Source organism: Streptomyces sp. NPDC057682 (genome assembly GCF_042799575.1).
Classification (GTDB): Bacteria; Actinomycetota; Actinomycetes; order Streptomycetales; family Streptomycetaceae; genus Streptomyces.
This window is the reverse complement of the sequence record NZ_JBHVIN010000009.1, coordinates 120,808-143,214: the sequence shown is the minus strand read 5'-3', so window position 1 is coordinate 143,214 and position 22,407 is coordinate 120,808. Positions and strand designations below refer to the sequence as shown.

General features: G+C 66.4%; 13 protein-coding genes and 1 pseudogene. 5 read left to right on the top strand and 9 right to left on the bottom strand.

All coding sequences use genetic code 11. The annotated features are described in order from the left end of the window. Window positions 1-90: 90 nt before the first annotated feature. Together ACFVDM_RS18525 and ACFVDM_RS18520 are read left to right on the top strand one after the other, a co-directional pair. Entirely contained in the window at window positions 91-1,554 is a 1,464-nt protein-coding gene (locus ACFVDM_RS18525) for a GH1 family beta-glucosidase (protein WP_383640473.1), read from the top strand. Window positions 1,555-1,809: 255 nt separating this feature from the next. After that, window positions 1,810-2,841 carry a LacI family DNA-binding transcriptional regulator gene (locus tag ACFVDM_RS18520; protein WP_383640470.1) on the top strand — a complete coding sequence of 344 codons (1,032 nt, stop codon included), beginning with the start codon at window positions 1,810-1,812 and terminating at the stop codon, window positions 2,839-2,841. Window positions 2,842-2,882: 41 nt separating this feature from the next. Here ACFVDM_RS18520 and ACFVDM_RS18515 read toward each other — a convergent pair whose 3' ends face one another. From ACFVDM_RS18515 to ACFVDM_RS18480, 8 genes and pseudogenes are all read right to left on the bottom strand, one after another. Further along, the gene (locus ACFVDM_RS18515) at window positions 2,883-3,278 is read right to left on the bottom strand and encodes a DUF6188 family protein (RefSeq protein ID WP_383640466.1); all 396 of its coding nucleotides are present in this window, start codon (window positions 3,276-3,278) and stop codon (window positions 2,883-2,885) included. A 292-nt stretch (window positions 3,279-3,570) separates the two neighbouring features. Then, window positions 3,571-4,323, bottom strand: coding sequence for a DUF6879 family protein (locus tag ACFVDM_RS18510; protein WP_383640463.1), 753 nt, complete (start codon window positions 4,321-4,323; stop codon window positions 3,571-3,573). Window positions 4,324-4,446: 123 nt separating this feature from the next. Further along, window positions 4,447-4,659: a hypothetical protein gene (locus ACFVDM_RS18505; RefSeq protein ID WP_383640460.1), complete on the bottom strand. Its 213-nt coding sequence runs from the start codon at window positions 4,657-4,659 to the stop codon at window positions 4,447-4,449. A gap of 242 nt (window positions 4,660-4,901) precedes the next feature. Next, window positions 4,902-5,738: a helix-turn-helix domain-containing protein gene (locus ACFVDM_RS18500; RefSeq protein ID WP_383640457.1), complete on the bottom strand. Its 837-nt coding sequence runs from the start codon at window positions 5,736-5,738 to the stop codon at window positions 4,902-4,904. Between the two features lie 9 nt (window positions 5,739-5,747). Beyond that, window positions 5,748-6,095 (bottom strand): annotated as a pseudogene (locus ACFVDM_RS18495) (DUF6879 family protein); the annotation flags it as partial. 173 nt (window positions 6,096-6,268) lie between these two features. Then, window positions 6,269-6,460 carry a hypothetical protein gene (locus ACFVDM_RS18490; protein ID WP_383640454.1) on the bottom strand — a complete coding sequence of 64 codons (192 nt, stop codon included), beginning with the start codon at window positions 6,458-6,460 and terminating at the stop codon, window positions 6,269-6,271. A gap of 21 nt (window positions 6,461-6,481) precedes the next feature. Further along, complete coding sequence (locus ACFVDM_RS18485) at window positions 6,482-7,453, bottom strand: ISAs1 family transposase (protein ID WP_383640451.1); 972 nt, start codon at window positions 7,451-7,453, stop codon at window positions 6,482-6,484. Window positions 7,454-7,955: 502 nt separating this feature from the next. Continuing rightward, entirely contained in the window at window positions 7,956-14,672 is a 6,717-nt protein-coding gene (locus tag ACFVDM_RS18480; RefSeq protein WP_383640448.1) for a polymorphic toxin-type HINT domain-containing protein, read from the bottom strand. 463 nt (window positions 14,673-15,135) lie between these two features. On the opposite strand from ACFVDM_RS18480, the gene ACFVDM_RS18475 reads away from it, so the two are divergent. The 3 genes from ACFVDM_RS18475 to ACFVDM_RS18465 all read left to right on the top strand — a co-directional run bounded on the left by ACFVDM_RS18475 (window position 15,136) and on the right by ACFVDM_RS18465 (window position 20,878). Further along, window positions 15,136-19,557 (top strand): FG-GAP-like repeat-containing protein, encoded by a 4,422-nt coding sequence (locus ACFVDM_RS18475; RefSeq protein ID WP_383640445.1) that lies wholly within the window; start codon window positions 15,136-15,138, stop codon window positions 19,555-19,557. Window positions 19,558-20,366: 809 nt separating this feature from the next. After that, on the top strand, window positions 20,367-20,624 hold the full coding sequence (locus tag ACFVDM_RS18470; protein ID WP_383640442.1) for a type II toxin-antitoxin system Phd/YefM family antitoxin: 258 nt from the start codon (window positions 20,367-20,369) through the stop codon (window positions 20,622-20,624). Next, a complete protein-coding gene (locus tag ACFVDM_RS18465) occupies window positions 20,621-20,878 on the top strand; it encodes a Txe/YoeB family addiction module toxin (RefSeq protein ID WP_093705890.1) in 258 nt (85 codons plus the stop codon). The genes ACFVDM_RS18470 and ACFVDM_RS18465 overlap by 4 nt, the downstream gene beginning before the upstream one ends. On the opposite strand, the gene ACFVDM_RS18460 is transcribed toward ACFVDM_RS18465, so the two are convergent. After that, the gene (locus tag ACFVDM_RS18460) at window positions 20,872-22,404 is read right to left on the bottom strand and encodes an FMN-binding glutamate synthase family protein (protein ID WP_383640439.1); all 1,533 of its coding nucleotides are present in this window, start codon (window positions 22,402-22,404) and stop codon (window positions 20,872-20,874) included. The two genes, ACFVDM_RS18465 and ACFVDM_RS18460, sit on opposite strands and share 7 nt — an antisense overlap. Between the last annotated feature and the right edge of the window lie 3 nt (window positions 22,405-22,407).

Here is a 22,407-nt window from a genome sequence, read left to right as displayed (position 1 = left end):
TCCGTACGGCCCCGCCCGCACCGCGGGCCGTACGGGTTCCGGAGTTCCACCTCCATGCCCCTGTCCGTCCATTCCTGGGAGCGCTCCCGCATGACTGCCGTACGACCTGACATCGCCCCGAAGCAAGCGCCCGAGGCCACCAGATTCCCGACGGGCTTCGTCTGGGGGGCGGCCACCGCCGCCTACCAGGTCGAGGGCGCCGCCGCCGAGGACGGACGCACGCCCTCCATCTGGGACACCTTCAGCCGAACCCCGGGCAAGGTCCGCAACGGGGACACCGGCGACATCGCCGCCGACCACTACCACCGCTTCCGCGACGACGTGGCGCTGATGAAGCAGCTGGGGCTGAAGGCGTACCGCTTCTCCGTCTCCTGGTCGCGGGTGCAGCCCACCGGCCGGGGCCCCGCCGTCGAACGCGGTCTGGACTTCTACCGCAAGCTCGTCGACGAACTGCTGGAGGCGGGCATCGCCCCCGTCGCCACCCTCTACCACTGGGACCTGCCCCAGGAGCTGGAGGACGCCGGCGGCTGGCCGGAGCGGGGGACCGCCGACCGGTTCGCCGACTACGCCGCGATCATGGCGGGCGCCCTCGGCGACCGGGTGCAGACCTGGACCACCCTGAACGAGCCGTGGTGCTCGGCCTTCCTCGGCTACGGCTCGGGCGTGCACGCCCCCGGCCGCACCGAGCCCGCCTCCGCCCTGCGGGCGGCCCATCACCTCAACCTCGCCCATGGCCGGGCGATCGAGGTTCTGCGCGGACAACTCCCCGCTGGTGCGCAGACCTCGGTCACCCTCAACCTCCACCAGGTCCGCCCGCTGACGGCGAGCCCGGCCGACGCCGAGGCGGCCCGCCGCATCGACGCCGTCGGCAACCGGGTCTTCACCGGCCCGATGCTGAACGGCGCCTACCCGGAGGACCTGCTCGCCGACACCGCGCACCTGGTGGACTGGTCCTCGCTGGTCCGGGACGGCGACCTGGCGACGATCTCCAGCCCGGTCGACGTCCTCGGCGTCAACTACTACACCCCGACGCTGGTCTCCCTTCCGGAGAAGGGCGAGACGGGCTCTGGCAACGATGTCCACGGCGCCAGCGCCTTCTCCCCGTGGCCCGGTTCCGAGCACGTCGCCTTCCACCTCGCCGAGGGGAAGGAGCGGACCGCGATGAACTGGTCCATCGACCCCAACGGCCTGCACAGCCTGCTGATGGACATCACCCGCGACCACCCCGGCCTGCCCCTGATGGTCACGGAGAACGGCGCCGCCTTCGACGACTACGTCTCGCCCGAGGGCCGGGTGGAGGACCCCGAGCGCATCGCCTACCTCCACGGCCACCTGGACGCCGTGCAGCGCGCGGTCGCCGACGGCGCGGACGTGCGCGGCTACTTCCTCTGGTCGCTGATGGACAACTTCGAGTGGGCGTACGGCTATTCGAAGCGCTTCGGCACCGTCTACGTCGACTACGCCTCGCAGCGCCGCATCCCCAAGGCGAGCGCCCACTGGTACTCCGACGTGATCCGCCGCCACGCCCTGCCGCCGCTGGACAGCGCCTCCTGACCCACCACGCGCACCTTCCACGCCACACCCTCTGAGACCCGGCCCACCGCCGGGTCTCAGTCGTGTCCGGACCTCTCTCCGGCCGCCCACCCGGGGGACCTGCGAGCCGTCCGGCCCACGCGCGTAGAGTGGGAGCGCTCCCACGATGCGGCCCCGGGAGCGGCGGGCCGGTCCCGTCGAGTGTCAAGGGATCCCACACCAGGACTTGGTTTGGTTATCCGACTGTGAGAAATTGACCGCGAACGGGAGGCAGCCATGACGGCAGCGCGAGTACGGAGCGGGGGCCGGCCCACGCTCGAAGAGGTCGCGGCACGGGCGGGGGTGGGGCGCGGAACCGCCTCGCGGGTCATCAACGGCTCGCCGCGCGTCAGCGCGCACACCCGGCAGGCCGTCGAGGCGGCCGTGGCCGAGCTGGGCTACGTGCCCAACCGCGCGGCCAGGGCCCTCGCCGGGAACCGGACGGACGCCGTCGCGCTCGTCGTCCCCGAGTCGGAGAGCCGCTTCTTCGCCGAGCCGTACTTCTCCGACATCGTCCGCGGGGTGGGCGCCGCCCTCGCCGACACGGAGATGCAGCTCCTGCTCACCCTGGTCGGCAGCGACCGCGAGCGCCGCCGGCTCGCCCAGTACCTCACCGCCCACCGCGTGGACGGCGTCCTCCTGGTCTCCGTCCACGCCGACGACCCGCTGCCCGACCTCCTCGAACAGCTCGGCATGCCCGCCGTGATGAACGGCCGCCGCTCCGCCGCCGAATCCCTCCCCTCGGTCGACTCCGACAACTTCGAGGGCGCCCGCGGCGCCGTCGAGCACCTCGTCTCCCGGGGCCGCCGCTCCATCGCCACCATCACCGGCCGCCTCGACGTCTACGCCTCCCAGCGCCGCCTCGACGGCTACCGCAGGGCCCTCGCGGACGCCGGCCTCGAACCCGACGAACGCCTCATCGCCCCCGCCGACTTCTCCGAGGAGGGCGGCGTCCACGCCATGCGCGAACTCCTCGCCCGCCGCCCCGACGTCGACGCCGTCTTCGCCGCCTCCGACCTCATGGCCGCCGGCGCCCGCCAGGTCCTCCGCGAGGCCGGCCGCCGCATCCCCGACGACGTGGCCCTCATCGGCTTCGACGACTCGGCCGTGGCCCGCCACATGGACCCCGCCCTCACCAGCGTCCGCCAGCCCATCGAGGAAATGGGCCGCACCATGACCCGCGTCCTCCTGGAGCAGATCGGCGGCGAGGGGGCGGACCACCCGCAGATCGTGCTGCCTACGGAACTGGTGGTGCGGGATTCGTCGTGAGGGGGCTGCCGTCTTTCCGTTGCCCCGGCCGATCGCGGCGGTCAGTCCTGCCAGTCGGTTTCGCCGCCCGGACCCACCAGGACAGGATCGATTCCCGAGCCGGTGAGGCTCCACGACTCGTAGTCGGAGTGCGGCTCGACGCTGAGCCGGGTGCCGTCGTCGAAGCCGAGGCACAGAGCGCCTGACCCGGTGACCTCGGTCTCGGTGACGGTCCTGGCGAACAGGCCGAGCAGCGGAGCCAACGACGGTCCGGTGCCGGGGGAGAGAAGGACTTGGTGGCCCGAGGCATCGGTGAAGACGCACGATGTCTCGATGACGAGCTCGACATAGAGGCGGACGCGGCCGTCCGGGGTGTGATCGGTGAAGCTGATCCGGACCTGGTGGTCGAAGACCGTGCGCCCGACACGGGTGCCGACGAGCTCCGTGGGTATCTTCACCGTTCCCCCTGCTGCGCTCCTGCCGTGTGCGCCGGGAGGCCGACGACCGGCTCCAAGGCCCTGAGCAGTGTAGGCGGATGTGCGGCGGGAGTTGCCCCGGCCGGACGTCTTGCGGGTTGCGGTTCGGCAGACGGTGCACCCGTGATCGCCTCGGGCGCCTCGGGCGCCTCGGTCCCGGGTCAGGGACCCGGACGCGTGGTGGGATGCCGGCGTTGTCGGAGCCTTCGCACAGGCACCGGGCCGCGACCTCGCGCGCGGACGGTACGGAAGGGGGAATCCCCGAGGTCCGCTCTCAGGCGAGGGGGTGCGGCGAGGCGGTGAAGTCGGCGGAAGGGATCGCGTACCGCCAGGCCGTATCGCGTGCCTGGCACGCTGCGAGCACTTCTACTGGGTCCTCGGACAGGGTGACTCCCACCGTCGTGTCGTGCTCGTCGATGACGAACCGCATCAGGAGGCGGGAGTCGAAGAGCCAGAAGTCCCAGTCGGGCAGCCCGAGTCGTACGGCATCTCTCCGCCACAGGTTACGGATGTCCTCCCCGGCGGCTACGTTGCCCGGCGCGGAGCTCAACAGGAAGCGCTGTCCGGCGGTGGGAGGGTCGTCGACCAGGCGGACGCGTTCGAATCGCCGCCCCTCGTCGGTGGCGGCACGAACGTTGAGCCGCCACGCGTCGAGGGGTTCGGCCGCGATGTCCTCGCCGGCCAGCCAGTGCTGCCACTTCCTGCTCGCGCGGTCGGAACCGTAACCTCGCCTCGTCTCCAGGCGCCAAGCCGTGTGCTTGAAGTCGCGGAACAGGTGGGACACCTCGGAGAACGGGACGAGCTCCGGGCCCGGCGCCACCGGCGGGGATGCGGTCCCGGCCCTGCTCGGCTGTTCCGTACCGTCGAGCAGCTGCCGCAGACGCTGTCGGCGCCGGTCGCGGGGGCGGCATTCCAGTGTGCGAGGCGGATGGGCGTAGGAGTCCTGGCGGGCCGCCGACATCGACTCGCCCGCCGCGATCACCACGTAGGCGCCTGTGATCACCTGGTCGCAGTCGGCGCAGATCATGTCCGCACCGCCCGTCGGCGTTCCTGCCTCCAGCGCCGGGCCAGATGCCGGGCGTCGGAGCACGGACCCGGGACGCAACGGCAGCAGGCGTACGTATGGTCGACCCATGCCCGGTACGCGTCCTCACCCCTGAGCGGGGGCGGTGTGCTCATGCGGAGTACGGGTGTCAACGGGGGCCTCCTCGGGGCAGGAGCGGCAGCGACGGGGGAAGATCTGTACGGATGAGCCGTCGCGCTCGGGGCGGGCCCCGAGGTCGACGGCCGTGGTGGCGGTCAGCTGGGCGGAGCACCGTACGCAGGCGGTGCCGCGCAACTGCTGGGAGGTCAACGACTCCACGGGTGGCAGGGGTTCGGGCAGTGGAGGGCTCAACGAGGGACTCCGTCTCGCAACGGAGCGGGGCGGCTCGGATCCCCGGTCCGGTGGGTTGCCATCGGGGCGGGGGAGTGGATCAGCGGCCGTGCTGATCCCTGCTGGTGTGTCCGAGGGGCCATGACCTGCACGCTAGGAGGTCTCCTGCATACGATTCGCCCTTGATTCGCGGATATTCTCCGGCGGGTTCCGGCGATTCCGGAGAATGCTCAGAAGGGCGCGACCTGGGCCCGTGCTCTGCTGATCAGCCGATGGGCCGTCGATCCGTACACCGCCGACTCCCTGAGCGCGTCCCATACGCGCTGATACACCGTCAGGCTCGGCTCGTCGTCCAGCCACAGCTCCGCGTGCCAGTCCTCGACGATGGCCAGACGATCGTCGTAGATCCAGAATCCGGGTCCGGGCGGCACCGAGACCTGGGCGCCGAACGGAACGATTCCGAGCCGCACTGTGTCCAGACCGATCACGCCGACCAGCCGATCGAGCTGAGCGGCGAGGACTGCCGGGGGGCACACTCCGGCGTGCAGCGCCGCTTCCCACATCACGATGTGGAACGTACGCCCCGACTGGTACAGCAGGTCCTGCCGACGCATTCGGGCTCGAACGGCTTCCTCCAGGTCGCGGGGGGAACGGTGCAGCGCGGCGAAAGCGGAGAACACCGAACGGGCGTAGTCGGGTGTCTGGAGCAGTCCGACGACCATGGAGCTCTGCCACGCACGGAGCTCGGCGGACCGCTCGTACTCGACCAGCAGAGCGTCCTGCACGGGCTTGTGACCGGCACGCAGTTGGCGGCGCCACGAGCGCGTGTAGGACTCCAGGCCTTCCAGCCGGGCCTGGAGCTCCCCCGCGACGCCCGGATGACCGGTTGCCTCCGCCCACTGACTGAGGTCCGACGGGGTCGCCGTCTGCCGGCCTGTCTCCAACTTCGACACCTTGGACTGCGGCCAGCCCAGCCGGGCCGCGAGTTCCCGGCCGGTGACCTCGGCGCGCAGCTCCCGCAGCCGCGCGCCGAGAGACACCCTGGCCTGCTGATGGTCCGTGCTCACATGCCGACGCTACCGCTGCGGCCGGTCGTACGGGACGGCATGGTGCCAGGCCGCCTCGCGCACCTGCGCGTAGCGCAGAACGTCCACCGGATTGGTGATCAGCTCGACCCCGGTCATCCGGTCCTCGTCGTCGAAGACCAGCAGGGCCACGACGCGGCTGTCGAAGATCCAGAAGTCCTCGGCCGGCAGGCGCAGTTCTTCGGCGAATGACCGGGACAGGGTGCGGATGTCCTCCCCGACCGCCGTGTTCCGCCGGGCGTTGTCCAGGAGATACAGCTGTCCCGGCGTGGGCGGGGCGTCAAGGATCCGCACTCGCTCGAACCGGACTCCGAGCGCCGACCGCTCCCGGCGGTTGGCCTCGTGTATTCAGCCGAGAATGCGATCTGACGTCTCAACAGCAGAAGGGCGCCTCTCACCTGCGATGATCTGGACTGTCGAGATCAAGAGCATCGTTCGGGAGAGGCACCCTCCGGGTGAAAGCTACCAGTTGGGACAGTCGGCTCGTGGTGCGGGCCAGGCGTGATGCGGGCTCATGTGGTGAGACCGAGTTCGCGTAGGGCGTCGGCGGGGTGGTTGCGGTAGTGGTCGTGGGCGGCGGCGTTGTTGGTCCAGCCGGCGAGGTGGGCGAGGCTGATCGCCAGGCTGCGGAAGGTCGCGAGGGCTCGGGGCAGGCTGCCGGTGCGGGCCCGGCAGGCGTCCTCGCCGAAGGTCACGTCTCGCACGAAGTGCTGGGCCTCGATGGATCATTGGCCGCGCACGCAGCGGGCGAGGATGGTGGGGGTGGCGTGTTCGGGTGGGGCGGTGGTGATGCCCAGTTCGGCGATCGCGTGCTGTTTTCGGTCGTCGCGGCCGGTGGTGTACCGCTCGATGAGCAGGGCCTGGGCGGCGTACGGAAAGTTCACCTGCTCGTTGGTGAGGGGCTGGACGCGCACGATGCGGATCTCGTGACGGCCCGAGTTCGTCTCCTCGGTGCGCACCACGCTGATCGCGGTATTGGTCTGCTCGTTCCAGTCGAGGGCGTCGAGCTGGGTGAAGAGGGTGGCACGATTCTCTTTGACCGGGAAGAGCCCGAAGGTGCCGCGTCGGTGCAGGTAGCGGGCGTGGCCGGCGACCGTGTGCAGGGCGTCGGCGGTGACGATCGCGCCGGTGATGTCGGCGATCAGGTCCAGGGCGGCGCTGAAGTGCACGGTCTCGTGCGGTTTGTGGCGCATGGCGCGCTGGGCGGGCATCACGCCGGGGTCGACCTGGTGGACGCCGAGCAGGTGCAGTTGCAGACCCTCGTCGTCGCGGGCGCCGCGCACGGTTTTGCCGTCCGCGGCCAGTTGCAGCACCGGCGGTTCTCCGGCGATGCCCGCCAGTGGGTCGGCGGTGTGGGCCTGGATGAAGGCGCCGACGGCGGCGTCGAGTGCGTCGGCGTCCAGGCGGGCCAGGGCGCGGGTGAGGGTGGTGGCCACCGGCAGCCGGGCCGGATCGCCGTCGGGGACTTCGAGCGCGGCGAGGACCCCGGCGCCCTGACCGGACGCCCAGCGGATCACACCGCGCACGGAGAAAACTCCGCACAACAGGGCGCAGGCGACCAGGCCGAGGACCATCGGCCAGGCGTGCGTGACCAGGTGCGACGTGCGGGGATCCGGCACCTGCCGGACCGCATCCAGCAGGGACGGCAGTCGTTCGGGGGTACACAACGTGTCGGGATCGACGTCGAGTTGGCGCACGGAGGGCAGCGTCGGGCAGGATGGCATGCGGGCGCGGCCTTCTGGATCATGCTGAGTGATGTCAACGTGATCATGGAGCGTCGCGCCCTCCGGCGTTCAACTGGCCCTGCACACCCGCAACATCCCACTCAGCGAGCACGCATCACGCCTGGTCTCTCAGGAGCCCGGCGTCAAGAGGACCAGAAGTCCCGCCGGGCATCACTCCGGCGGGACTTCTAAGATCATCTCAGTTCGCCTCTTGCCCGCTCCTCGAGCTCTAGGTGAGCAGCTTCATGAGTCTCCCTCAAGTCTGCCCACGCCTCGGATTGATGAACGATTCCCTTGGCTTCCGGCAATGAGCATGACTGCAAAGCCATAACTACCCTGATGCAGTCGATTACACTGAAGCCATCCGCGCGGAGATCAATTAGGACGGAGTCGATAGTCTTTCCGCCATTAAAAAGAGGGCCCTCCCGTTTCACCACTTCTTCGAGATCGCGAGGCGTAGTCATTATTGATCCTATCATTGCGCATATCTGGCGAGGTTGATGGTCATGTCTACTTGATGCCCGACATTTCCACTCAACCTAACTGCCGTTATTCGAAGCTCCGTGAACCCTTGCCGGGCAGCGGCAGGGGCAATTGTCTGCCTCAATTCCCTGAGCACCGCCGATGAATCGAGAGCTCCACGCGCCATGTCGCCTGTACCATAGACCGCCACATCTGAAAGATGCAGCTTCGCACCGTCGATATGCACGCCGGCAAGCATCTCAACATCACCCTTGTCCGTAGACATAGTGTGGTAGAACGTGTCGCCGTCGCGGAGATTATTCACACCGCACAGGCCACCCGAATTATGCACGAGCACCGGAGTTGAGCCCGCCAGCACATAGTACGTGTGGATGCGGTTGACGGTCAGATCGTGCGTCTGCTGCTGCTTCGTGTAGTGCCGGACTGCGTTGACCTGGGTCGTCGTGCCGCCCGGCTGTTGAAGCGTTGCGCCAGGCTCGATGTCGCCAGCGTTCAGCCACTTCTTCAGGCTGGGCGACCAGAAGGGGTGTGTGTCGGTGGCGACGATCTTGGCGTTGCCAGATTTGGTCTTCACGGTGAGTTCGGTGAAGGCCTTGTCATCGCGAGTGACGATGATATTAATGACCTTCTCGGCTTTGCTCTTTCCCGTGTCCGGGTCGGTTGCGAGGACAGTGTCACCTTCGGTGATGTCTTCGATGTTCTTCGCCGATCCGTCGGCGAGCAGGACCTTTGTGCCAGGGATGAAGCTGTGGGCCTTGCACGCCTTGCGTAGGTCCTCTGCGGCTTCTTCTGCCCGCTCGCCGGCCTTGATGGCTTTTATGGCTTTGGCGGCCTTGAGCAGTTTCGCGACCGGGATGTCCGTTGCTGCCCAGCCGCACTGCGTGAGGTTGCCGTCGCCGAGGCAGTCTCCCCATGCTTCGACGTCCACGGGGAGTGCTACCGCGGTGACGACTGGGCCGACGAATCGCTCATAGAAGTTTTTCGGGTGAGGCGGGCTTTTCACGAACTTCGTCGGTGTGGAGAGCCCGGAGCCCTTGGCTCTGGCGCGGTTCGACCAGAGTATCTTTGTGGCTGTGGTGTTGCCGTATCTCTTTACGGAGCGATAGCTCCATCCGCCGCTGTTGTCCAGGAACCAGTGGCTGCCCTCGGTTCCGTTGGATTTGGTATCTATTCTTACGTCTTTGTACCAGTAGTCGTTGTAGTCGGCTCCGCCGACCGGGCCGTCCGGGCGGAGGCCCTCCGGGTCGCTGAAGGAGACGGGGTTGTTGTTGCCGTAGCTGTAGCCCTGGGACTGCTGCGGGTCGTTCAGGTCGAGGATCGGATCGACGCTGACGAAACGGCCGATGGCGGGGTCGTATTCGCGGGCACCCAGATGGATGAGTGAGGTGTCCGGGTCCTGGGTGCCGCCGACGAAGCCCTTGTCGCCGATCCAGTTCGTCGGCTGGGTGCCGCGTGGGCCGCCGAAGATCGTGGTTTTGCGGCGTGTGACGGCCTGGGCCGCGTCGTCGGTGATCTGAGTGCTGCCGGTTCCGTGGTGGTCGGCGAGCAGGAAGGTGAACTTGCCTCCCGTGTACATGGCGTAGCCGCCGTAGTAGCGGGTTCCGGTGACCTTGCCGGCCTTGTCCTTGTGGAGCTCGTTGCCGCCGGGCAGATAGAGGGTCGTGCCGGTGGAGTCGCGGCGGACGAGACGCTGCCCGTCGGCGTCGTAGAGGTAGCTGGTGGTGTCGGTGACCTTGGTCGTGGACTTGAGGTGGCCTTCGTCGTCCCAGACGAGGGTCTCCAGATCCGCGTTTCCGATCTTCCGGGTCTTGGTGTTGCCGGTCGCGTCGTAGGTGTAGGTCTCCGTGCGCGGGTCGACACCGGTCTGGGTCACGGACGGCAGGTTGTGTGTGCCGTTGTCAGGGGCGGCGTAGTCGCGGGTGATGTCGGAGGCCGGTCCCGAGGCGGTCTTGTGCTGGACCTCGGTGTCACGGTTGCCCACGGCGTCGTACGTGTAGCTGGTCCAGTAGGCGTCCTGGCCGCCGACGACACTGTCGGACGGACCGGTGGCACAGGTCGTGCCCGTATTGGTCCAGGCCTCGGTGATGCGGCGCAGGGCGTCCAGCTTGAGGCACTGGGTGTCCGTGGTGCGAGCCGTGTCCTGGCCGTAGCCGGTGGCGACACGGGTGATGTTGCCGACCGGGTCGTAGGTGTAGGCGTTGTCTTCCACCCGCTGAGGAGTGGCGTCCCGGTCGGTGAAGGTGTTGGTCACCTGTCCGGTGTGTTCGTCGTACTGAGTGGTCGTCCATACGTGGCGACCGAACTCGCCGAACTCGGTCCGGGTCGGACGGCCGTAGTGGTCGTACGTCATGTCGGACACGAGCGCCGCAGTGCTCGTTTCGGTCATGGTGCCGACCGTGTCCAGAAGACCGGTGACCGCGGTGTAGCTGTTGCTGACCAGCTCGTAAGGCAGGTCGGCCATCTCCGGGTGCTCGATGTCCTGAACCTGACCGGTGTTGTCGTTGTACGAGGTGTACCACTCGTACGTGCCGGCGAGGCCGGTTTCCGAGGAGGGGACGGTGAACCTGGTGATGGACGGCAGGTACGAGTCGTTGTACTCGTTGGACTCGGTGACCCAGGCATTGCCCGAGTCGTCGTAGCGCGTGGACTTCCATGGCTGTCCCTTGGCACCGGCCGGGTCGTAGCTCCAGTCCGCGAGGAGCTTGGTGCCCTTCTTCAGTGCGGTACGTCGTCCGAGGTCGTCGTAGTCGGTGTGGAGAGTGACCTGGCGGGCGTCGACGACATCGGTCGGGCGGTTGCCCTTGTCGTACGTCGTGACGGCTTTGCCCTTGTCGGGGTCGACGACCAAGGTCTGGCGGCCACGGGTGTCGTACTGGTAGGTCCACGCGGCGCCACCGGGGTCGACGACCTTCGCGAGCTGGCCCTTGTTGTCGTACGTGTAGTGGGTGGACTGGGAAGTGGTTCGAGCCGAGTCGGTGTACTGCTTCAGCTCGACGGTGCGGTTCAGCGCGTCGACGACCGTCGTCGTGGCAATGCCGCCGGCAGGCGGAACAACTGTGGTCGTGTCACCGGAGTACGTGGTCGTGGTGCGCTTTGTCTCGTCCGTATACCGCTTGGCGATCACCGCTGTCGGCCGCCCGAGACCGTCGAACTCGGTCTGCGTCGAAGACGGGTACTGCGTCTCCTGACCTGTGACGAGGAGCGGCTCCGGCTTACCTGTGGCGAAGTACGTACCGGAGTTGACGACCGCTTCACCGCGGGTGTTGTAGAACACCTCGGTGATCAGACGGCCGGCCCGGTCCGGCGATTCCTCCTGGCTCTGCAGAGTCCTGAGGAGGCCGTCCTGGAACGAGTAGCTCGTCCGGTACTGGTTGTCGTGCGAGAGCGCCTTCGTGGTGACGACGACCGGTCCGTCGTTCCGCAGCAGGTAGTCGAACTGGAAGTTCGGCGCCGTGGGGTAGGACGCCTGGGGCCTGGCCGGCAGCCACACCTTGGTCACCCGGCCCAGGGGGTCGTAGACCGTTGTGGTGACCTTGCCGTTGGCGTCGGTGACCTTGGTGGGCAGGCCGCGCCGTGCCGACAGCACGGTGGTGACCGTGTGGCCGAGGGGGTTGGTGATGGCACTGCTCAAAGGCACTTCACCGGTGGCAGGGGTGAAGGCGCTGCGGCTCACCTTTCCGTAGGCGTCTGCCTCTGCCAACTGGCGGCCATAGATGTCGTAGCAGAGCTGAGTGCCACCAGTGCCACAGACGTTCGGAGTGGAGGAAGTCACCTCGTACCCGGTGCCAGTGCCGCTGATCTGCTCGGACTTGGTCACGAGACCCTTGGCCGGCGCCGCGTGCAGGGCCAGACCGTCGTAGTAGGTACGGACGTCGTCGATCACGTCCGCAGGACGCGACACCGTCTCGCCGCAGGCCACGGCGACGGTCTCGCTGCGGGAGACCTTGTCCAGGATCGCGGAGCTTCCGGTCCGCGCGTAGGTCGTGGTGGTGCACTTCTCGTCACCGGATTTGGCGATGTCACCCAGTTCGGAGACGGTGCTGACGAGGCCGTACGAGTCGAAGCTCTTGACTGTTCGTGTGGTGCGCTCGCCACCGGTGATCTTGACGCGCGTCTCCTCCGTCTGCATACCGGTCAGGTATGCCTCGACGGCCGGAAGCCCAGTGCGCGCACGCGTCGCCGTGGCGGTGGAACGCCAAGGGGTGTACGAGGAAGCACTGACGATCGGTCCACCGTCACCGTTGTACGTGGTCCTCTCTCGCACCATGCCGGCGAACTGCTCGCGGTCGGTGACAGCGACCCCTGCGGAGTTCTTTACCTGGGCGCCGTCGATTCCGCGGAAGTACCGGGTCTCGCTCAGGGTTTTCTTGTCGAGGCCGGATCCGGTGCGTGTCTGGACAAGGGAATAGCCGCGGGGCTGCGAGTAGGTGCGGTTTTCGGCCTTGGTGAACTCGTCCTCGCTCTTGGCCCACTCGGCACCTCCCACGTAGGCGTACTCGGTGACGACGTCCGGGGTGGCGACGATGTTGTCACCCTCGATGACCCGCTGTACGGGGTAGGTGTTGAACCAGTCGTGTTCGGCGGTGGGACCGTTGATGATCGACTTGACGGTGTAACAGTGAGTGGAGTTGGTCTCGTCGGTCGGGGGCAGAGCCGTTGCCGTGCAGTCGGGGTCGTAGTAATCGACGCCGATGGTGCCACCTGACTCCGTGACGATCTGGGACATCCGCATGCGGATGAACGGAGCGAGACCGTCGTGGAGCTTGTCGACGCGGTTGGGCTTCTGCACCGGCACGAAGGTGATCATCGGGACGTCAGCGGTAGCAGTTCCGTCCGAAGCCGACCGCTTGATCCCGTGCAGCCACATCGGGGTGGAGATGCCGTCTCCCGACGGAGGAAAGGTCTGCGTCAGATGCCAGGAGTCGACATTGGTGTAGGCGCCACCGGTGAGGACCTGCGTCGAGATATCGGTGAGACGCATGCTCGACCAGAAGCTCGGCGAATACTGCCCCTTGCACTCCGTCGCCGCGTCCTTGCAGTACAGGTCAAGCGGAGTGTCCGGCCAGTTGGCCGCATGGGCGACGTCGAAAGTGCAGCTTGTGTCGCAGCGAGGCGTGGAGGTGAAGGTCACCTTCCCCATGGCCTTGGCTGCGTACGGTGCGCTGTCGCGGAGACCGTATTCGATGCGCTCGAGGTAGGCGCCGCGGTCGTAGGGGGTCTTCGTGGACGCGCCCGTGGTCGTGTTGACGTTACGGCCGTAGTTGTTGGTCTCCTTCTTCCAGAAATAGGCCATGGCGTTCCCACGGGGATCCACCACGTAGTCGAGGTTCCAGCGCCATGCCTGCTGGCACCAGGACGTGGAGAAGGAAGACGCGGCGCAGGGCTCGTTCGTGTGGTTGCCGAAGACCGGGGCAGTCAGGGTCGAGTTGGTCACCGGGTTACCCGTGGACCATCCAGGAAGCTTGTGCCTGCCGAAGAAGTACTGGGTGCCGTCGAGCGTCGTCACCTTCCAGTATTCGCCCGCTCCTGCGACGGTTCCCGTCCCGGCGTCACCGTTGTCGGCACCGCTGAGCTTTTCGATCTTCTCGCCGGCGTCTGACGTGGGGTGCCAGCCCTTGGTGGCATCAAGGACGAGTTCGGTTGTCTTGCCCCCGAGGGAGAGGGTGGCGTTGTTGTTGTACCAGCACTGGTCGCCGACCTTGGTCGTGTTGGTGCTGTTGGCATCCTTGTCGTCTTCGCAGGACTTGTAACGTCTCTCGATGTAGCCCGGCTCGTAACCCCAGCCGTCACCGATCCAGCCGGCCTGGTTGTTCGACGCGGACGTACGACCGTCGACAGCCTGCGAGCTGTATCCGAGCGTGACACCCGGCGTCAGGCCACCGGGGACGTTCGGGACACCGACCGGGTAGCTCCAGCTGAAGCCTCCCGTGGAACCGCCGGCACTCCATGACCCGGACGGTTCCAGCGAGGTTGCCGAGAACGAGCCATTGGACCCCTCGGCCTCGGCTGTCGCGGCCAGAACAGTTGCGCCAGAAGCCGTGGCGGATGTGGCTGTACGGGCCTCCGCCGGTACCGGCGCCACTGCCGTGAGGGTGCTTTTGCTCGTGTCGTTCGCCGTCTTGAGCGGCTTCGACACACGACACTCAGCCTTCGCAGGGGTCGTGAGTGCGCAGGACGGAAGCTGCACCAGGTGGAGCCGCGCGGCCCAGTCGCCGCCGTAGGCGTTCTTGAAGGCCGCGTAATCGATGGTGACGCGCCCCTGCCCAGCGGCGTCGACCCCGTCGGCCCTGCCGACAGTGAACAGCAGCCCATCGACGCCTGCCTTCTCGGCCGCGTCGCGCGATTCGACGGAGACCTTCACCCGCGTCAGCGCAGGCGTAGAGATGGCACCTCGCGCACTCTTCGTTGTGCCGGTGACAGCGGTCATCGACACCGGAAGGTCGCTCGCCACATCGGCGGTTTCGCTGCGCGGCGCCTGCGACGAGACGCTGATGGTCTGCGCACCCGGCTTGGGCCATGCGGCACGGACGGAGCGCTTGGCGGTTGCGATGTCCGGACGCTTGACTCCCCCCGCGCGCACTGGCGAGACCGGGACCGGCTTCGGTTGCTTGAGGCCGGGCAGCGAAGTGCTGATGCCCGATTCCTCTTCTGTGAGCGCGACGGCGGTGGCCGGCAGCAGTCCCACTGCCATGACCGCGGACAAAGCCACGGCCCACCCTCGCGTACGGAAATTACTCACTGGCTCCCACCCCTTGAAATTTATAAATGCGGGAAATCTTAACAGTGAAGATTCCGGAGGGATTTGAGCCATGTGCCCCTTGAGTGCGTTTGGCACCACAAGATCCCGATGGGTCCCCCATCTCACGGTCTTCCCGCAGAATCCCAGGTCAGGGCGGTATTGATCCTTCGGGGGCGAGTGTGTCCGCGGTTGCTGACTTGCTCATCTTTACGCATCAAACACACCTTCCATCCGTTTTTCTTTACAGTGCGAATCAAGGTAAATCCCCGCTGTAGAGTCGGTCGCACTCCTGGATATCGGGTGTTTTCAAGTCGCTGGCATGCCGAATTCGGGTGCGGACAAGGGGAGGAATATCAGCGTGTTCATGACAGTAAGATGGAGACCCGGGCGTGGTCGGGAAGCTTCCCTGATACGGGGAGCCTTGGCCGTCGCTATGACGGCATCGGTCATGGCGGCCTCACCGGCCGCTGCCGTAGCGCCGAGGACTTCAACCTCGTTGGCTGCGAGTGCCGAGGCACTCGACGACCCTGTGGCCGATGGCTCGCTCAGCGAAGAGGACTACGCGCTGCAGCAGGCTGCCGCGACGGGGCAGCCCTACGAAGTGGTCTCGCGGCGGAGCGAGAGTTCCGATACCTGGGCCCAGCCTGACGGTGGCTTCAAGGTCACCGAACACGGAACTCCCGTGCGGCTGTGGCGCGATGGAGGCTGGATTGCCGCTGACCCGGGTCTGGAGTTCGCGGCGGACGGGTCCGTCGTCACCAAGGCCACAAACGTCGCCGTGCAGTTCTCTGGTGGCGGGACCGCGCCCTTGATCCAAGGCGCCATGAACGGCCGGACTCTGACACTGACCTGGCCGGACGTGCTGCCGAAGCCATCCTTGAACGGCAACGTCGCCACGTACGCGGAGGTCCTGCCCGGTGTCGACCTCCAACTCAAGGCCGAGGTCGAAGGTTTCTCGCAGGTCTTCATCGTCAAGACCCCCGAGGCCGCACAGAACTCCGAGCTCTCACAGCTGGAGTTCGGTATCAACGCCGACGGCCTGACGATCGACAAGGACCCTGAGACGAAGAGCCTGACGGCCAAGGATCCGTCCGGCCAGATCGTCTTCTCCAGCGCCGCCCCGATGATGTGGGATTCCACGGCTGCTGAGGGCCTGCCGACCGGAGCGAGTGCGCAGCGCGGTGTCACGGTGGCAACCACGGCGGCCGCAGGCGGCGGCAGCGCGTTCGACCCGGGTCTGGGTGCTCAGGACGCGGTGATGCCCACTGAACTGACGTCGGACACGCTCACCATCACCCCGGACCAGAATCTCCTCACCGGTGCTGAGACCAACTATCCGGTCTACATCGACCCCAGCTGGGGCTACGGCGACCGCCAGAAGTGGAACTGGACGCGGGTCTACAAGGCGTACCCGGACCAGTCCTTCTGGAACTCCAAGGACCCTGTCCGCGTGGGCTACGAGGCCGAGACCGGTGGCTCCGACCGCGTCTCCCGTTCCTTCTTCCAGATCGACGTCTCCCACCTCAAGAACACTGAGGTGAAGGCAGCGACCTTCCGGGTGAAGAACACCTGGTCCTGGTCCTGCCAGGACAGAAACGTGTATCTGTACCCAACGGGTGGAATCACCTCAAAGACCAGCTGGAACAACCAGCCGGGCAAGAAGACGTCCTTGCCCCTCGACACGGTCAACGAGTCCAAGGGATGGGTTCCCCCGAACGGCTCATCCTCGACGTGCCCGGCGGGAAGCCTTGAGTTCGACGCCACCAGTTGGGTCAAGGACCAAGCGTCGGCAGGTGCGGACACTGTCACCTTCGGGCTCTACGCCGATGAGAACGACACGTTCGGCTGGAAGAAGTTCGACCCCAAGACTGTGGTCCTGGAGACCGTCTACAACACACCCCCCGAGCTTCCGAGCAAGCTGGGGACGAGTCCCGTCACCCCATGTGCGAGCGGAGGGACCGTCGGCAACGTGGCGGTCAGTCTGTACGCCACAATCAAGGACGCGGACAAGGGCAATCTCAGCGCTGAGTTCGAGCTCTACGAGGACAAGGCGGGTGTCTCCAAGCGGGTGATCTCCAAGACCGTTCCCGCCCTCAATGGTCGGGTTGCCACACTCGGCATCCCCGTGGCGCAGACCCTGGGAGGAGACGGTGTCTCGTACTCCTGGCGCGTGCGTGCGATAGATTCCGACAAGTCGGCATCAGAGTGGAAGAACGCGTCTTGCCCCTTCAAGGTGGACCGCCAGCGTCCGAAGCAACCGCCGGTGATCGTCTCGCCGAAGGGGCCCGACGGTAGCCCTCTCTTCCCCGCAGGCGACACGGGGTGGCCGAGCCCGACCGGTAAGGCTCGCCAGAAGGTGGCCTTCACGTTCCTGCCGGTCGAGACGGACATCAAGAAGATCTACTGGTGGACGGACACCGACCCTGGCGCCAAGGAGGGGACGCTCGTCAGCGGCAGCTACTCCGGCCTCGTGTCGATCCCGTCCTACGGCCCGCACATGATCTACGCCTACAGCGTCGATGGCGCCGGCAACAGATCCGACACCGCGACCTACCTCTACTACGCCAATAAGGATCAGGCTCGCGACGAGCCTCACGACATCAACGGCGACCGTTTCAAAGACATCTGGAGCCCGGACAGCAACGGAACCCTGCTGGCTTACACAGGGCACGGTGACCAGGCCTTCTCGACCATGAACGCTGCGTCCGGAGAGGTGGCTTTCCCGGGACAGCAGGTATCCGAGGTCGACGACTGGCAGCAGGACGGCTACCGAGACCTTCTCGCCCTCGTTCCCAATGCGAACCAGAACGGCGACAAGGACCTCCAGGTCTACAAGAACAACGGTTTCGGACTCGTCAACGCCGATGAGGAGGGGCCGATGACCCTCCGGGTGACCAGGGCATCGAACAACCACTGGGCCCAGGCCGACCAGGTCATAGGCGACGACTTTGATGGAGACACCCGGCCGGACGTTCTCGTCAAGACCGCGAATGAACTGTGGTTCTACCGCGGGGCTCGCGCGGCCACCATCGGCGTCGGAATAGGCGCTGTCGCTCCGATCGGTGACACTGCGTCGGAGTGGGGCAAGTACACGATCGTTTCCACGGGCGACATCAACGGGGACAAGCTTCCCGATCTGCTGCTCCGGGACGATGCCACAGGCGACCTCTTTCGCTCGTACGCCGAGGCCGACCCCAATAACCCGGCGAAGATGAACTTCGCCACCTGGGGACGGGACCGGGTCAAGATCGGCAGCGGGCTGACGAAGTCCCTCTACCCTCAGCTGGGCGTCTCCGGCGACCTGGACGGTGACGGCTCGGGTGACGGTGTAACGGATGGTGACCAGATCCCCGACCTGTGGGCGCGCAAAGCCGATAACACGATGGTCGGCTGGCGTGGTGAGGGCGCACCCACCAACCTCACTGGTTTTGGCGCCACATACATCATCGACGGCATAACCGGCGGCATCCGACTCACGCCTCAGACGGTGATCGCTCCCGGCCACTCGGTCACCAGTCGCTCCTCGACCTTGACCATGGGGTTCGACGGCAAGCTGTCCATCACGACCAGGTCCGGCGCAACGGTGTGGAGCAGCACAGTTGGCACGGCCAACTCATCCGCACGCATAGAGAACAACGGAAACATCTCAGTCTGCGACACGGACAAGCTCTGCCAACGGGTCACCAACGCCACCAACCCTGGGATGGGATTCGCTGTCCTCAAGGACTCCGGCGACCTCGTTGTCTACAACGACAAGAGTCAGGCCCTCTGGTCCAGTGGCACCTCTGTCCGTCATGACTACAACCGCGACGGTCGTAGCGACATTGCAGAGTGGTACGACTACGGTGACGGCCACGATGAGATCCATGCCTTTACCGCACTTTCCAACGGAGGGTTCTCCGCGCCCATCCATGGTTGGAAAACCGCTAAAGACAACTACTGGGCCGAGCACATGAAGCGCACCACGGGTGACTTCAACGGCGATGGCATTGGGGATATTGCAGCGTTCTACGGATACGACGACGGCCGAATGAACCTGCGCACCTGGCTCGGCACCGGGGACGGAAACTTCAGTGCTCCGTTCGTCTCCTGGAGCGTGCCAGCCGGTCACTGGAACTTCGATGCCATTCATGTTCAGTCCGGTGACTTCAACGGAGATGGACGTGATGATATTGCCACCTGGTACGACTACGGTGACGGCAGGGACAAGCTTTTCACCTTCACGGCCAACATCAAGGGCGGCTTCAACTACCCCTTCTCCTCCTTCTCCCGTTCCGACGGATGGAATGTATCTCGGATGAAGTTCGCCACCGGCGACTTCAACGGAGATGGCCGTGACGACATCGGTGCGCTGTACGGATATGCGTCAGGTGAAGTCAAGCTCATCACCTTCATTGCCAAGCCCGAAGGGGGCTTCAATGAACCAATCCATGGGTGGAGCTCAACTGGCTGGACCTTCTCGCGGGCCAGCATTCATGCCGGTGACTTCAATGGAGACGGTCGCGACGACATTGCCACCTGGTACGACTACAGTGATGGCCATGATGCTGTGATCAGCTTTAACCTCAGTAGCGATTCCGGGAAGTTTGGCGACCGCAACGAGGCCTGGAGCGGTGAAGCAGGACGCTACTGGCGGGAGAACATGAAGATTGTCACAGGTGACTTCAACGGCGACGGCTATGACGACATCGGGGCCATGTACGGCTACGAATTGGGTGGCGTCAAGATGATCACGTGGACGGCCAAGTCTGAAAAGCCTGGGTATTTCAACGAACCTCTGCACAGCTGGGAAGGGGCAGAGGCAAGCTGGACCTTCAGCCGTGTCCACATGATCGAGCGCTACAGCCCTGCCTGATTGGGCAGGCGACCAATGTCGGGACGCCGCGTAGTTATGTAGCGTTTCTGGTCGTCTGGCTATCGAACGACGGGTGAAGCCGGGCCCCTCGGAGCCGCTTGATTGATTTCAATCTGGTGTTTCCGAGGGGCTTCGTTTGTTCCCAACGGATACGACTCGTGCAGGATTTCGTCGAAGGCGAAGCGCGTCAGGAGGTGGGAGTCGAACAGCCAGAAGTCCCAGTCGGGCAGCCCTAGCCGTACGGCATCTCTCCGCCACGGGTTACGGGTCTCGACCTCCGCGGCTACATTGTCCGGCGCTGCCGTCGGAACCGTAACCCCGTCTCGTCCACGGGCGCCAAGCCGTGTGCACACGTGCGCACGGGCCGCCGCCGTCCGTCGGGCCGGCACCCCTCCAGGTCGCCCGCGACATCGCGGTCGCCCGGCAGGTCCGCCCGCTTGTCGGCGGGACGCAGGGGGGGAAGGGCTGCGCTGTCTCGCGTTCGCCCTGCGTCCGCTGATCGACCGGGGCGCCGATGCCCAGGAGATCGCGGCGCAGCTCCACGCGTGGCGGCTCGACTGGCGCCCGGCCCGCCCCGCCGCGTACATCACGGCCGAACTGTGCCGCCGCGCCGACCGGGAGACGGTCCTCGGGCGCTCCGGAGAACTGCCCGAGGCGTTCTCGCGGACCGTGAAGGACCTCCGGGCAGCGGACCGCCCCGCAGCAAACAGGCGCCAGGTCACAAGCTTTACTGTACCGAATTCCGTACATGTGCAGTACTGTTTTACGTACGCTCCCGTGAGGTTTGGTGACATGTACAGGAGGACCCCATGACCATCAACGCAAGCGAGGCGCGGAAGGACTTCTTCGGTCTGATCCGGCGCGTCACTGAGGACCACGCGCCGGAACGCGTCACGTCGAAGGCGGGCACCGTCGTGATCATGTCCGAGGAGGACTACAACGCCTGGGAGGAGACGATGTACCTGATGCGCTCCCCCCGCAACGCTGCCCGCCTCATGCGCTCCATCGAGCAGATGGACGCCGGAGGCGGCACTGTACGAGACCTGATCGACACGGAGGACGCGTGAAGACGTCGTTCTCCGACGACGGGTGGGAGGACTACACCCACTGGGCCGACACCGACCGCAAGACGCTCCGCAGGGTCAATGACCTCATCAAGGAGATCAAGCGGACCCCTTTCGAGGGCAGGGGCAAGCCCGAGCCGCTGAAAGGAAACCTGTCCGGCTGGTGGTCCCGCCGCATCACGCAGGAACACCGGCTGGTCTACCGCGTCACCGATTCCGCGGGCCTGGAGATCATCCAGGCCCGCGACCACTACTGACCGGCCCCCGGGCCGGCAGTCAGCAACGCCGTGATCTCCTCGGCCGCCTCCGGGCCGAGCTCGCCCCAGCCGTCCTTGTAGCCGTAGACGCTCGCGAGGCCGCGGGCGTCGTAGTCGCCGTTCATGATCTCGATGTCGGCGGTGGTGATGAGGCCGGGGTGGGGGACGCCGACGGCGCCGGAGACCTTGAGGAGTTCCTTGCGGAGGGTGCGGAGGTAGACGGCGGCGCGCTGGGCCTTGGAGGGGGCGTCGATGCCGCGGGCCAGCCAGGGGTCCTGGGTGGCGATGCCGGTGGGGCACTTGTCGGTGTGGCACTTCTGGGCCTGGATGCAGCCGATGGAGAGCATGGCCTCGCGGGCGACGTTGATCATGTCGACGCCGAGGGCGAAGGCGACGACGGCGTTCTCGGGGAGGCCGAGCTTGCCGGAGCCGATGAAGGTGATGTCGTCGGTGAGGCCGCGTTCGGCGAAGGTGCCGTAGACGCGGGAGAAGCCCATGCGGAAGGGCAGGGAGACCGAGTCGGAGAAGATCAGGGGCGCGGCCCCGGTGCCGCCCTCGCCGCCGTCCACGGTGATGAAGTCGACGCCGCGGTCGCCGCGCGCCATGAGGGTGGCCAGCTCCTCCCAGAAGGCCATGTCGCCGACGGCGCTCTTGATGCCGACGGGCAGACCGGTCTCCTCGGCGAGCAGCTCGACGAAGTCGAGCATCGAGTCGACGTCGTGGAACGCGGTGTGACGGGAGGGGGAGGCGCAGTCCTTGCCCGCGGGGATACCGCGGATCTCCGCGATCTCGGGGGTCACCTTCGCCGCCGGGAGGAGCCCGCCGAGACCCGGCTTGGCGCCCTGCGAGAGCTTGATCTCGATCGCCTTGACCGGGGCGCCCGCCACGACCTTCTTCAGCTTGTCGAGGCTGAAGGTGCCGTCGTCGTTGCGGCAGCCGAAGTAGGAGGTGCCGATCTGGAGGACGAGGTCGCCGCCGCCCCGGTGGTACGGGGAGAGGCCGCCCTCGCCGGTGTTCTGGAGGGCGCCGGCCAGCGCCGCGCCCTTGTTCAGGGCGGTGACGGCCGCGCCCGACAGGGAGCCGAAGCTCATCGCGGAGATGTTCACCACGCTCGCCGGGCGGAACGCCTTGGCGCGCCCGCGCGGGCCGCCCAGCACCTTGGCCGAGGGCAGCGGGGCCTGCGGGTCGTGGAGGTCGGGCAGCGGCCCGGCGAACGTGCGCTGCTTCACGTACGCGTGCCCCTGCACATGTTCCACGTCCACGTCCGTGCCGAAGCCGAAGTAGTTGTTCTCCTCCTTCGCGGAGGCGTAGATCCAGGTGCGCTGGTCGCGGCTGAAGGGGCGCTCCTCCTCGTTGGAGGTCACGACGTACTGCCGCAGCTCCGGGCCGATGGTCTCCAGCAGATACCGGGCGTGGCCGATCACCGGGAAGTTCCTGAGCAGCGCGTGCTTCTTCTGTACGAGGTCGCGGGCTGCCACCAGCGCCAGTGCCGCCGCCGCGGCCGTGCCGATAGTCCGGGCGCGCATGAA